We start from the raw sequence: 13,285 nt of genomic DNA on the forward strand, positions 1-13,285 counted from the left end.
GGCGGTATGCAGTAAGCTTGGCAGGACAGGAAGCCGGGAGGCGCAAGACGGTGCAGCGACACGCGGGACGATGGGGGGCGTACAGCATCGGGGCACTGCTGCAGCTGGCGGCGGCGGCGATGTATTACGCCGTGGCGGCGCTGGGCATGTCGTTCACCCAACCCCAAGCCGCCATTTCCCTGATCTGGCCGGCCACCGGCGCCGCGCTCACCATGGTCTATCTGTTCGGCTACCGTTATCTGGTGGGCGTGGCGCTGGGCGCGTTCGCGTATCACTGGCAACTGGACGGCGATACGGTCAACGCGGCGGCCCTGGCGCTGGGCATTGCCGCGGCGGCGGCGCTGGGCGCGCTGGGGCTGCGCCGTCTGGCCGACTTCTCGGGCACCCTCGAGCGGGTGCGGGACGTGCTCCTGTTCCTGCTGATCGCGGTGATCCTGGTCAGCGGCGTCAGCTCATTGCTCAGCGCGGGGCTTGCCGCGCTCGACGGGCGTGCGCAATGGGGCGGTTTCGGCTCGCTCTGGTGGGCGTGCTGGACCGCCGACATGATGGGCACCCTGCTGCTGGCGCCGGTGCTGCTCACCTGGTGCGGCCGGCCGCTGCCGCGCTGGTCCGTGGGGCGCTGGCTGGAAGCCGTGGTGCTGCTGGGGCTGGTGACCCTCAACGCCTGGGTGGTTTACGCCGACCATCTGCCCACGGACTACGCCATGGCCCGGCCGCTGGTCTACACGGTCTACCCGCTGATGATCTGGGGGGCGCTGCGCTTCGAGAACCGCTGGATGGCCACCCTGCTGCTGCTCAACGCCGGCATCGCCGTGTATTTCACCGCCCGCGGCCTGGGCCCGTTCGCCACCGGCAGCCTGCGGGAGAACATGCTCTCGCTGGACGCCAACCTCTCCCTGCTCAGTGTCACCGTGCTGATTCTCACCGCCCTGATCACCGAGCGCCTCAAGGCCGAGCGCCAGGCCCGACGACACCTGCAGGAGCTGGCGCATTTCGGGCGCATCGGCGACATGGGGCAAATGTCCGCCGGCCTCGCCCACGAACTCAATCAACCGCTGACCGCGATCATGACCTACACCCAGGCGGCGCGGCGGCTGCTGCAAAGCCGCCTGCAGGACGCGGAACTGGATCAGGCCCTGGAGCGGGTCGTGGCCAACGCCGAGCGGGCCGCCCTCATCATCCGCGAGATGCGCGCCTTCGTGCGCAAGGACGCCCCACAGCGGCGCCGCGCCGACATCAACCGTCTGGTGACCGAAGTGCTGGATTTGGTCGGCCACAGCGCGCGTCGCCACCGTGTGGCGATCCTCACCGACCTGGGGGCGCAGCTGCCGGCGGTGGAAGTCGCGGAGGTACAGATCCACCAGGTACTGGTGAACCTGATTCGCAACGCCGTGGACGCCATCGCCGAGGCGGACACCGTGCACCGGGACATCCTCATCCGCACCGCGACCTGCGCGGACGGCGTGGAGGTGGTGGTAAGCGACAGCGGCCCCGGCCTGCCCACCACCGTGGTCAACGAGCTGTTCGAGCCCTTTGTCAGCAGCAAGTCCGGAGGCATGGGCCTGGGCCTGTCCATCAGCCGCGCCATCATCGAGGCCCACGACGGCCGGCTGGAGGCCGGCACCAGCCGCCGGGGCGGCGCCGAATTCCGCTTCGTGCTGCCCGCGCATACCGAGGAGAAACAGGGTCATGACCGACAAGCCCAGCGTGTTCATCGTCGATGACGAGCCGGACGTACGCGCCGCGTTGAAACTGCTGGTGGGCTCGGCGGGCCACGCGGTGGAGAGCTACCCCTCGGCCCAGGCCTTTCTCGACGCCCTGCCGGAGAATCGCGAAGGCTGCCTGGTGCTGGATGTGCGCATGCCGGGCATGAGCGGCCTGGAACTGCAAAAGCGCCTGGCGCAGCGGGAATTACCGCTGCCGATCATCTTCATATCCGGGCACGGCGACATCCCCATGGCGGTGCGGGCCATGCAAGGGGGCGCGGAGGACTTCCTGGAAAAGCCCTTCTCCGATCGGCAATTGCTCGACCGCATCGAGAAGGCGCTCGCCCGGAGTCGGGAGTGGCGCCAGACGGAGCAGGCCTGTGCGCAAACCGAGCGGAACCTCGCCTCGCTGACGCCGCGGGAGACGGAAGTGATGGAGAAACTGCTCGAGGGCAAGGTGAACAAGATCATTGCCCGTGAGCTGGATCTGAGCACACGCACCGTGGAAATCCACCGCGCGCGGGTGCTGCAGAAAATGGCGGTGAGCAATGTCACTCAGCTGGTGGGCGAGGTCATGGCCTGTCGCAAGCGCTGAAGCGATGCCGATCGACCCCCATGGCGCTGCGACTGTCTGGCGCGCGCGCAAGCAGGGCGCGACTCGCCGGCCATGGGCGCAGCCCGTGCCGGGCGACGCCGCGGGACCACGCCAGCGTTATGCCAGCCCGTAGCCCTGGGCCATGAGCACCGCCAGCAGGGGCAGCAGCAGCACCAGCAGCAGCTCGACACGCAGCAGCCAGCGCAAGGCCGGCGGCGTTGGCGTCTCCGCCGCGGCGCCATGGCGATGGCGGAGGAAATACACCGTCGGATACACCGACAACAGGGCGACCAGCACGAATAGCGCCACCTTGGCGTGGAAGATGCCGTTGGGGCTGTAGAAACCGGCCCCCTTGCCCACCAGGAACCACATCGTCAGCCCGGTTGCCAGCACCACGCCGGCGGAAAGCCCATAGACCATGTCCACCCGGGCAATTCTCCTCAGCTCCGCCCCCTGCATCCGCGGCTTTAGCCAAAGGTGCTCCACCACCAGGGTGGAGAAAAGCAGCAAAATACCGAGCAGATGAACGTATTTGGTCAGCACGTAGGCCATTGTCGTGTTCCTCGTCGCCCCGGGGTGGCGCGCCTTGCGCAAGCGCCCGCTATAGTCACTGGCCGGTCCGCGTTCACCTCGGCGGGCGAACGCCCCAAGCGTCAGCCATCGGCCCACCCGGCCAATGCATCCAGCGCCCGGGCGTGAAGCGCCCGGTCGGCCTCCGTGAAGAGCACGAAGCGCACCTCGCGCACCGCGTGCAGCTCGGGCAGCAGTTTCGCCACGGCCGCCAGCGAGACTTTCGCGGCCGCCTCCACGGGGTAGCCGAAGACACCGGTGGAAATTGCCGGGAAGGCGATGCCGGCAACGCCCCGCTGTTCCGCCAATCGCAGCGCATTGCGGTAACAACTCGCCAATAGCCCCTCGGCCGGCTCGTCCACCCCGTAGACCGGGCCCAGGCAGTGGATCACGTAGCGGTTGGGCAGATCATGCGCCCCTGTGATCACGGCCTCGCCGGGGCGGATGGGTGCTAGCGGCCGGCACTCCGCCTCCAGCCCCGGCCCGGCGGCGCGGTGTATGGCGCCCGCCACACCGCCGCCCGTGCGCAACTGCGCGTTGGCGGCGTTGACGATGGCGTCCATGTCCGGCTGCTGCGTGATATCGCCCACCACGCATTCCAGCAGCTTGCCCCGCAGATTGTGTGTCGCCATAACGCCCCTCGGAATAGACTCGCTCACCCTCGCTTCTCTTTTTAGCAGCCCGGCCACCAATTATCAGCCGAGGTGCCGCACCTGCAGGATTAGGCGACTCAGGCCTCAGCCCCAATCCAGGTGCGGGCGACCGTTCACGCCCTCGTACAGCGCCCGAAAGCGCTTGTGCACCCGCAGGCGCATCTCCTGGCCGGCCTTGAAGGTGATCGGCCGCAGGCCCTTCAATTGCGGCGTGCAGGGCCCACACACCGGCATCAGCTGGCGATGCCGCCGCGAGCGGGTGCTGCCCGGCAGCAGGCCCACCAGCCAGCCCATGGGGCCGCGGGCGGGGTTGGAGAGGTAGGACAGGGTCTTGCCCCGGTCGGTGTCGGCGCCACACAGAAAGCAGCAGCAGGGCAGCTCGTGGCGCACGTCCACGGTGACGGCGGTCATGCGCGGGTCCACGCCCTCGGTGTCGTCACGGCGCCGGCCGCAGGCGAGGCAGCCGCCGTCGGCGCGCACGGCGGCGGGGGCGTAGCAGTGGGGGCATTCGTTGTAGTGGGGTAGTTCGTGCATGGCGTCTTGTCCGTGGCATTCCGGGGCCCGGCCTAGTCTACTCCGCCCCGCCTCGTTAAAGTGAGCGCCAAACTCCCACACACCCGCGGAACCCCGAACACCATGGCCCGAAAACCCGCCGCCAAGACCCCCCGCACCTTCGAGCAAACCCTCTGGGACACCGCCGACAGGCTGCGCGGCACGGTGGAATCGTCCGAATACAAGCACGTGGTGCTCAGCCTGATCTTCCTGAAATTCGTCAGCGACAAGTTCGAGGCCCGCAAGCGCGAGTTGATCGACGCCGGCCAGGCCGATTACGTGGACATGGTGGAGTTCTACACCATGAAGAACGTGTTCTACCTGCCCGAGCACGCCCGCTGGTCCAGCATCCAGAAGCAGGCCAAGCAGGACGACATTGCGGTGAAGATCGACACCGCCCTGCACGACGTGGAGAAGAACAACAAGGCCCTGCGCGGCGCGCTGCCGGATAACTACTTCTCTCGCATGGGGCTGGACCCGAGCAAGCTCGCCGCGCTGATCGACTCCATCAACAACATCGACACCCTCGCCGACAATGAGCAGGACGTGGTCGGGCGGGTGTACGAGTATTTTCTGGGCAGGTTCGCCGCCACCGAGGGCAAGGGCGGCGGCGAGTTCTACACCCCCAAGTGCGTGGTCAACCTTATCGCCGAGATGATCGAGCCCTACCAGGGCAAGATCTACGACCCCTGCTGCGGCTCCGGGGGCATGTTCGTGCAATCGGTGAAGTTCGTCGAGAACCACCAGGGCAACCAGAAAGACATCTCCATCTACGGACAGGAATACACCGCCACCACCTACAAGCTGGCGAAGATGAACCTGGCCATCCGCGGCATCGCCGCCAACCTGGGCGATGTGCCCGCCGACACGTTCTTCAAGGACCAGCACCCGGACCTCAAGGCCGACTTCATCATGGCCAACCCGCCGTTCAACCTGAAACAGTGGCGCGGCGTGGACGAACTGGTCGACGATCCCCGCTGGCACGGTTTTGAAGTGCCGCCCACCGGCAACGCCAACTACGCCTGGATACTGCACATGCTCGCCAAGCTCTCGGAGAACGGCGTCGCCGGCTTCGTCATGGCCAACGGCTCCATGTCCAGCAACACCAGCGGCGAAGGCCTGATCCGCCAGAAGCTCATCGAGAATGATGTGGTGGACTGCATGATCGCCCTTCCCGGGCAGCTCTTCTACACCACCCAGATCCCCGTCTGCCTGTGGTTCCTGACCCGCAACAAGGGCGCGCGGCAGGTGCCGGGGCACCGGGACAGCGACCATCGGGACCGCCGGGGCGAAACCCTGTTCATCGACGCCCGCAATATGGGCCGCATGATCAGCCGCACCCATAAGGAACTCAGCGCCGAGGACATCGCCGAGATCGCCCGCACCTACCACGCCTGGCGCGGCGAGGCGAAGGACGGGGTCTACGAGGACAAGGCCGGCTACTGCAAGGCCGCGACGCTGAAAGAGATCGCCGCTAACGATTATGTGCTCACGCCGGGGCGTTACGTGGGCGCCGCCGAGGTGGAGGACGACGGCATTCCCTTCGAACACAAAATGGGCGAGCTGACCAAGGCGCTGTATGAGCAGATGGCGGAGTCGGAGCGGTTGGATGCGGTGATTCGGGGGAATTTGGAGGCGTTGGGTTATGGGGAGTGAGTGGACCCAACGGCGGCTTAAGGATTGTGCAAAGTGGTACTCGGGCGGCACACCTAGCAAGTCCAACCCGGCCTATTGGGGTGGCGGGATACCCTGGATTAGCGCTAAGAGCCTGAGTGAGTTTTTTGTTCAGCATTCTGAGGACACAGTCACTTCAGATGCCATCGGCAATGGCACCAGGCTAGTACCCAAAGACACAATCCTCTTCGTCGTGCGGGGCATGAGTCTGAAGAAAGAGCTCCGGATGGGCATCACGGCACGTCCGGTGACTTTCAACCAAGACCTAAAGGCACTGGTAGCTGAGGATGGTGTAGACCCTTACTTTCTCGCATATGCGATAAGGGCAAAGACTCGCGAGATACTGGCGTTGGTTGAAGAGGCTGGGCACGGGACCGGGGTCCTACCCACATCAGTTATCGAGTCCTTGAAATTACCGATACCCTTGGAAAGCCAACAAAAGGTGATCGCAAGGCTGTTCCGCACGCTCGACGACAAAATCGAACTCAACCGCCAGATGAACGCCACCCTGGAGGCGATGGCGCAGGCGCTGTTCAAGAGCTGGTTCGTGGACTTCGACCCGGTGATCGACAACGCCCTGGCCGCCGGCAACCCCATCCCCGAGCCCCTGCAAAAACGCGCCGCCGCCCGCCAGGCCCTGGGCGAACAGCGCAAACCTCTCCCGCCCGAGATCCAACAGCAGTTCCCCAGCCGCTTCGTCTTCACCGAGGAGCTAGGGTGGATTCCAGAGGGGTGGGAGGTCAGTACGGTGGGCCATCAGGTAGAAACCGTGGGAGGCGGCACACCCAGCACCAAGAACCCCGATTTCTGGGATGGTGGCAGTCATGCGTTCTGCACACCAAAGGATATGTCTCGCCTCGGGTCCATCGTACTCACGGAGACTGAGCGATATTTAACCGACGCGGGGGTAAGCAAAGTCAGCTCCGGCCTGTCGCCCTCCGGCACCGTACTAATGTCATCGCGGGCGCCAATCGGTTATCTGGCGATCAGCAACACCCCTATTGCGGTCAACCAAGGTGTGATTGCGATGCTGCCAAGCAGCCACTATGGCGCGATGTATCTCCTTTGCTGGACGCAGAACAACATGCCGACGATCAAGGATCGAGCCAATGGCAGTACCTTCCTTGAGATCAGCAAAAAGAACTTCAGGCCCATTCCATTCCTGGTGCCCAACAACGACCTTTTGCGCCATTTCAACGGACAAGTCGGCGGGCTTTACGCGCGGCTCGTGTCATCAGTCGAAAATACAGCGACGCTCGCCCAACTCCGCGACACCCTCCTCCCCAAACTCCTCTCCGGCGAACTCCGCGTCCCCGAGGCCGAACGGCAAATCGCCGCACAGGTGTGAACGCCGTCCGCCCACAGGGTGCGCCCCGTCATGGAAACGGCGGGCGACAAGCCCGATGATCCTCTCAAGGAGGAATCATGCACACCGACAAACAGATCGAGATTTATCAGGCCGCAGACGGTCAGGCACAAATCGAAGTGCGCCTGGAGCAGGACACCGTATGGCTCACTCAACGGCAAATGAGCGAGGTGTTCCGCACCACCCCTGAGAACGTCCTGATGCATCTGCGGAACATCTACAGCGACGGCGAGCTGGCGGAGGAGGCAACTACTAAGGATTTCTTAGCAGTTCGCCAAGAGGGGAAGCGCCAAGTAAAGCGCACGCTCAAGCACTACAGCCTGGACGCCATTATTTCGGTCGGCTACCGGGTGAACTCCAAGCAGGGCGTCCAGTTCCGCCAGTGGGCAACCCAACGCCTCAAGGAGCACCTGGTTCAGGGTTACACTCTCAACCGCCACCGCTTCGAAAAAAACGCCACCGAACTGGAACAGGCCCTGTCCCTGATCCGCAAGGCCGCGCAATCGCCGGAACTGACCGGCGAGGCCGGGCGCGGCCTGGTGGACGTGGTCTCCCGCTACACCCAGACCTTCCTCTGGCTGCAACGCTACGACGAGGGTCTGCTGGAGGAACCGGCTGGCCAGCGGGGCGGCCAGCTGCCCAGCCCGGAAGCGGCGATGGAATCGCTGGAAACCCTCAAGCGCCAGCTCATGGAACGGGACGAGGCCACGGCGCTATTTGCCCAGCCCCGGGGTGACGGCCTGAGCGCGATCTTCGGCAACCTGGAGCAGAGCGTATTCGGCGAAGCGGCGTACCCCACCGTGGAGAGCAAGGCCGCGCATCTGCTTTACTTCGTGGTGAAGAACCACCCCTTCTCCGACGGCAACAAGCGCAGCGGCGCCTTCTTGTTCGTGGACTTCCTGCACCGCAACGGCCGGCTCCTCAACGGGCGGGGCGAGCCCATCATCAACGACACCGGCCTCGCCGCCCTCACCCTGCTGGTGGCCGAATCCGACCCGAAGCAGAAGGACGTGCTGATCCGGCTGGTGATGAACATGCTGAGTCAGGCGTAGGTCAAAGCCAACTAATTGCTGCGAATTGCTGGCGCAACGGTGGCTGGCTATGCTGTCGGCAACCGAACACCGCCGCCCATGCGGCAACAATAACGAACAGGCCAGCCATTGAGCTTTAACGAGGCGAAACTGGAGCAGGCGATCATCGCCCTGCTGGAAGCCCAGGGCTACCCGCACCACCCGGCCGAGACCCTGCAGCGCGCCCCCGAGCAGGTGCTGCTCCACGACGACCTGCGCAGCTTCCTCGCCCGCCGCTACGCCGACCAGGGCATCACCCCCGGCGAGATCGAATCGGTGATCCGCACGCTGGAAGCCCTCCCGGCGAGCGACCTGTACGAAGCCAACAAGGCCATCCACCAGCGGGTGGCCGACGGCTTTCTGCTGAAACGCGAGGACCGCAGCCGCAAGGACCTCTACGTCCAGCTCATCGACTACACGGACCTGGCGGCGCTGCCCGCGCCGGCCGACACCTCCACCACCACGCAAGTGGCCGACCAGGCGCCGTTTTACGGCGCCACACAAAACCACTACCGACTGGTCAGCCAATTGCAGGTGGTCGGCAGCGAGACCCGCATCCCCGACGCCGTGCTCTACATCAACGGCCTGCCGCTGGTGGTGTTCGAGTTCAAGAGCGCGGTGCGCGAGGACGCCACGCTGTTCGATGCCTACAAGCAGCTCACCACCCGCTACGTGCGGGATATTCCCGAGCTGATGAAGTACAACGCCCTGTGCGTGCTCAGCGACGGCGCCAACAGCAAGATGGGCTCCCTGTTCGCCCCCTACGACTACTTCTACAACTGGCGCAAGGTCAGCGGCGACGAGGCCGTGGGCCGGGACGGCATCGACGGCCTGCACTGCATGCTGCAGGGCCTGTTCGACCAGCGGCGGCTGCGACAGGTGATCCGCCATTTCATCCATTTCCCCGACGTTTCCCGCACACAACAGAAGATCGTCTGCCGTTACCCGCAGTTCTACGCGGCCACCAAGCTCTACCGGAACATCCTCGCCCACCGCCGGCCCCGGGGCGACGGCAAGGGCGGCACCTATTTCGGCGCCACCGGCTGCGGCAAGAGCTACACCATGCTGTTCCTCAGCCGCCTGCTGATGAAAAGCCTGGCACTGGAAAGCCCCACCATCGTGCTGATCACCGACCGCACCGATCTGGACGACCAGCTCTCGGCGCAGTTCACCAACGCCAAGGGCTTTATCGGCGATCAGACCGTGGTGAGCGTGGAAAGCCGCGCGCAGCTACGCGAACTGCTCAAGGGCCGCAGCAGCGGCGGGGTGTTCCTCACCACCATCCACAAGTTCACCGAAGACACCGAACTGCTCACCGAGCGCGACAACGTCATCTGCATCTCCGACGAGGCCCACCGCAGCCAGGTGAACCTGGACCAGAAGGTGCGGGTGACGGAGCAGGGCGTGCGCCGCAGCTACGGCTTCGCCAAATACCTGCACGACTCCCTGCCCAACGCCACCTATGTGGGCTTCACCGGCACCCCCATCGACGCCACTCTGGATGTGTTCGGCGAGGTGGTGGACAGCTACACCATGACCGAATCCGTACACGACGAGATCACCGTGCGCATCGTCTATGAGGGGCGCGCGGCCAAGGTAGTGCTGGACAACCGCAAGCTGGAAGAAATCGAGGCCTACTACGCCGCCTGCGCGGAGGACGGCGCCAGCGAATATCAGATCGAGGCCAGCAAGCAGGCCAGCGCCAACATGGCGGCCATCCTCGGCGACCCGGACCGGCTCCGCGCCCTGGCGGCGGACTTCGTCCACCACTACGAGCAGCGGCTGGAAGAGGGCGCCACGGTCAAGGGCAAGGCCATGTTCGTGTGCAGCAACCGCGCGGTGGCCTGGGCCTTCTACCAGGAGTTGATCGCCTTGCGCCCGGAATGGGCCGAGCAGCGTGACTGCGAACCCGGGGCGGTGCTCAGCGAACAGGAGCGCCAGCGCATCAAACCCATGGAGCGGGTGAAGCTGATCATGACCCGGGGCAAGGACGACCCGAAAGCCCTTTGGGACATGCTGGGCAACAAGGACCACCGCAAGGAGCTGGACCGGCAGTTCAAGAACGCCCGCTCCAACTTCAAGATCGCCATCGTGGTGGACATGTGGCTCACCGGCTTCGACGTGCCCTTCCTCGACACGATCTACATCGACAAGCCCATCCAGCGCCACAACCTGATCCAGACCATCTCCCGGGTGAACCGCAAGTTCGCGGGCAAGCACAAGGGCCTGGTGGTGGACTACATCGGCATCAAGAAGCAGATGAACCTGGCGCTGGCGCACTACAACAAGGCCGACCAGCAGAACATCGAGGAGATCCGGCAATCCATCGTGGTGGTGAAGGACCACCTGGACCTGCTGGCGCGGATGTTCCACCGCTTCGACACCCGGCCCTACCACCAGGGCAGCCCGCTGGAGCAGTTGCAGTGCCTGAACCGCGCCGCCGAATTCGCCCAGGCCACGGAGCCGCTGGAAAAGCGCTTCATGCTGCTGGTGAAACGGCTGAAAGCCGCCTACGACATCTGCAGCGGCTCCGAGGCCATCAGCCAGACCGAGCGCGACCGGATTCATTTCTACCTCGCCGTGCGCGCCATCATCGCCAAGCTCACCCGGGGCCAGGCGCCGGATACCGCGCAGATGAACGCCCGGGTGCAGGCAATGATCCGCGACGCGCTGCAGGCCGACGGGGTGGAGGAGATCCTGCGGATGGGCGAGGGCGCCGAGGGCGCGCGGGACATCTTCGACGAGTCCTACCTGGCCATGATCGACAAGATCAAACTGCCCAACACCAAGGTCAAACTGCTGCAACAACTACTGGCCAAGGCCATCGCGGACTTCAAGAAGATCAACCGGGCCCGGGGCGTGGATTTCTCGAAGAAACTCCAGGCGCTGGTCGCGCACTACAACGAGCGCGACGAAAGCAACGTGCTGGTGGGCAATGTGCTGGAGGATTTCTCCGAGCAGTTGGCCGACCTGTTCCTGGCCCTGGGCCGGGAGCGGGGCTCCCACGCCGAGCTGGGGCTGGATGTGGAAGAGAAGGCCTTCTATGACATCCTCAAGAGCCTGACCGTGAAGTACGACTTCAGCTACCCCGAGGACAAGCTGCTGGTGCTCGCCGGCGCCGTGAAGGCAGTGGTGGACGACAAGGCGAAGTACACCGACTGGAACCGGCGCGAGGACATCAAGGCCGAGCTGAAGGTGGACCTGATCCTGGTGCTCGCCGAGCACGGCTACCCGCCGGTGGACCGAGACGAGGTGTACCAGGAAATCTTTGAACAGGCGGAGACGTTTCGGCGGAGTTTGCGGGGGTGAGTTACAGTCGCCTGCCCCCCGGCCCCACTCTCATGGGCCACCGCACAGGGCGATAGCATCCGGGAAGCGGGTGGCGTCATCCATCGCGCCGTAGGTGGCCGGCAAACCCCTCGGGAAGTTGAGGCGCGGCCTCATGGCGATGTGCAGCAAGCGCTCCAATGCACGAATGAATTTTTTACCGGTGCCATTCGCGTCCACCAGCAGAAGGCGGTAGTCACCGATCCGCTCGACGCCCTCCACATAGCCACCATAGCTTCCCTGGTCCAGGCCAATGTCCTTTATCGCCCTGCGCAAAAACGTATTCATTCCGTATCTTGGCGACATGCCGAAATGCCCCCCGATCCGGTGGGCAAAGTGGCTTGAGCTGCACATTCCCACATAGACGCAGTGCCCCTTCCCATCAAAAAACAGGTAGACGCCGTGCCGCAGGGCGGCTGTGCGCTCTCCGGCGAGCAACAGATCGAAGAGCCGCAGGTCGCGGAGCGCGATCTTCGGCGTAGCGGCAAGCACTTCGACCACCTCTCCCACCGGCAACGGCCGCAACGCGTCTATGTTCACCACGTGAGTCACTGTAAATCCTTGAGAAGGTTGCGCAGGGCGACGGCAGCGTCTCGCGCCACCCCCTCGAAATAGTCGGGCAGCGAGGTTTGAGTCTGACTGCTCGGTTCTACGCCCCGAGCATGATCGACGAGGATCAGGCTGTCGACCTGCTGTCGCAGACCTGGCAAGGCCGCCTGGGCTACCGGAATACGCTTCTCCTCGAAGGCGAACGGCATGGTGGCTATCGCTGTTACCCGCAAACCGCGCGTTCCGGCAATACGCGCCAACACGCTGGCCGCACCGCTCCCGGTGGCACCACCCAAGCCCACGACCACGGTGACAACGCCGTAGCCGGCCAACATGTCGGCGAAAGCGTGGGCTTCCTGTTCAGCGGCGGCTTCCGCCTCCATGACCGCCGTCTTCGCGGGCCGGCGCCCCAAATCCAGCCACTTCTGTGATGACGCGGCGCCGACGGAGGCGTGGGCCAGCTCCTCGCGAAAATTAACGAACAAAACATCCATATCCAATGCCGGCCCTATGTACCCGGCCATACTGCAGCCGGCTCCACCGACCCCGATCACCAGCGTCTTACCCACGCCACTCTCCCGTCTCAGACAATTCACCGGCATCGTGAACCATCCGAACGACAGGGTTTGTCGCGCATCAGCTCCGGCGTCGCCGCAGAGCGTCCACATAACCTTGCTGTTTCAGGGCTTCGTCCAGCTCCCATCGCACAACACATAGCGCAGGGTCTGCTACATACCCTCGCGAAAACTTGCCCACACCCAAGTCGAACAATGCTCCGCAGTGCGCGTAGCCCTGACGCTCCACGTACTGCTCGGTTATCCAACCGGCAATGACAGGCACGGGAATCAAGAGGATCAGGGTCAGGTACAACCCCGCCATGAATCGCTTCATGACCGGCAGCATGCGCTCGCGAGGCACAGCCCTCCGCCGCTGAATCTGCACATACAGGATCAAGCCAGGCACCAGCAAACCGCCGAGCAGTACGGCAGGCAATGTATAGTGGCTATAGTCGACGAGGACTACCGGATCACCGTGAACGAGCGGCCCGTAGATGTCGCGCACCCAGGCGTCGTAATACCAGGCTGGCGCGAAGGCGAACAGCAAGACAATGAACACGGTTGCCGCCAGGCCGGCGAGCATGAACCTCCAACGCATGCCGGACAGGAACTCCATCCTCACTACAGCCGCGGCAGATGCGCCGGACCACGATAAAACACAGGCCC

The 13,285-nt window shown here is 64.4% G+C and carries 12 protein-coding genes; 6 read left to right on the top strand and 6 right to left on the bottom strand.

Annotated features, from left to right (window positions below; translation table 11 throughout):
* The first annotated feature begins 50 nt into the window (after positions 1-50).
* Both GBG68_RS11860 and GBG68_RS11865 read left to right on the top strand, forming a co-directional pair.
* Positions 51-1,724 carry an MASE1 domain-containing protein gene (locus tag GBG68_RS11860; protein ID WP_152147604.1) on the top strand — a complete coding sequence of 558 codons (1,674 nt, stop codon included), beginning with the start codon at positions 51-53 and terminating at the stop codon, positions 1,722-1,724.
* Positions 1,690-2,301, top strand: a complete 612-nt coding sequence (locus tag GBG68_RS11865) for a response regulator transcription factor (protein ID WP_152147606.1) — start codon at positions 1,690-1,692, stop codon at positions 2,299-2,301. Before GBG68_RS11860 ends, GBG68_RS11865 begins: the two co-directional genes overlap by 35 nt.
* A gap of 117 nt (positions 2,302-2,418) precedes the next feature.
* On the opposite strand, the gene GBG68_RS11870 is transcribed toward GBG68_RS11865, so the two are convergent.
* The 3 genes from GBG68_RS11870 to GBG68_RS11880 form a co-directional block, all read right to left on the bottom strand.
* Positions 2,419-2,853 carry a DUF2214 family protein gene (locus tag GBG68_RS11870; RefSeq protein WP_152147608.1) on the bottom strand — a complete coding sequence of 145 codons (435 nt, stop codon included), beginning with the start codon at positions 2,851-2,853 and terminating at the stop codon, positions 2,419-2,421.
* Between the two features lie 101 nt (positions 2,854-2,954).
* Positions 2,955-3,503: a macro domain-containing protein gene (locus tag GBG68_RS11875; RefSeq protein WP_152147610.1), complete on the bottom strand. Its 549-nt coding sequence runs from the start codon at positions 3,501-3,503 to the stop codon at positions 2,955-2,957.
* A 105-nt stretch (positions 3,504-3,608) separates the two neighbouring features.
* Complete coding sequence (locus GBG68_RS11880; RefSeq protein ID WP_152147612.1) at positions 3,609-4,058, bottom strand: hypothetical protein; 450 nt, start codon at positions 4,056-4,058, stop codon at positions 3,609-3,611.
* Between the two features lie 102 nt (positions 4,059-4,160).
* Between GBG68_RS11880 and GBG68_RS11885 the strand changes: the two genes are divergently transcribed.
* From GBG68_RS11885 to GBG68_RS11900, 4 genes are all read left to right on the top strand, one after another.
* Positions 4,161-5,732 carry a type I restriction-modification system subunit M gene (locus tag GBG68_RS11885; protein WP_152147614.1) on the top strand — a complete coding sequence of 524 codons (1,572 nt, stop codon included), beginning with the start codon at positions 4,161-4,163 and terminating at the stop codon, positions 5,730-5,732.
* The gene (locus GBG68_RS11890) at positions 5,722-7,098 is read left to right on the top strand and encodes a restriction endonuclease subunit S (RefSeq protein ID WP_152147616.1); all 1,377 of its coding nucleotides are present in this window, start codon (positions 5,722-5,724) and stop codon (positions 7,096-7,098) included. Before GBG68_RS11885 ends, GBG68_RS11890 begins: the two co-directional genes overlap by 11 nt.
* A gap of 77 nt (positions 7,099-7,175) precedes the next feature.
* Entirely contained in the window at positions 7,176-8,168 is a 993-nt protein-coding gene (rhuM, locus tag GBG68_RS11895) for a virulence protein RhuM/Fic/DOC family protein (protein ID WP_152147618.1), read from the top strand.
* Positions 8,169-8,276: 108 nt separating this feature from the next.
* Positions 8,277-11,495, top strand: a complete 3,219-nt coding sequence (locus tag GBG68_RS11900; protein ID WP_152147620.1) for a type I restriction endonuclease subunit R — start codon at positions 8,277-8,279, stop codon at positions 11,493-11,495.
* A gap of 30 nt (positions 11,496-11,525) precedes the next feature.
* Here GBG68_RS11900 and GBG68_RS11905 read toward each other — a convergent pair whose 3' ends face one another.
* The 3 genes from GBG68_RS11905 to GBG68_RS11915 form a co-directional block, all read right to left on the bottom strand.
* Positions 11,526-12,065, bottom strand: a complete 540-nt coding sequence (locus GBG68_RS11905; RefSeq protein ID WP_152147622.1) for a hypothetical protein — start codon at positions 12,063-12,065, stop codon at positions 11,526-11,528.
* Positions 12,062-12,631, bottom strand: a complete 570-nt coding sequence (locus GBG68_RS11910; protein ID WP_193222317.1) for a hypothetical protein — start codon at positions 12,629-12,631, stop codon at positions 12,062-12,064. The genes GBG68_RS11905 and GBG68_RS11910 overlap by 4 nt, the downstream gene beginning before the upstream one ends.
* A 67-nt stretch (positions 12,632-12,698) precedes the next feature.
* On the bottom strand, positions 12,699-13,202 hold the full coding sequence (locus GBG68_RS11915) for a hypothetical protein (RefSeq protein WP_152147626.1): 504 nt from the start codon (positions 13,200-13,202) through the stop codon (positions 12,699-12,701).
* Positions 13,203-13,285: the final 83 nt, after the last annotated feature.

Source organism: Alkalilimnicola sp. S0819 (genome assembly GCF_009295635.1).
Lineage (GTDB): Bacteria > Pseudomonadota > Gammaproteobacteria > Nitrococcales > WHIW01 > S0819.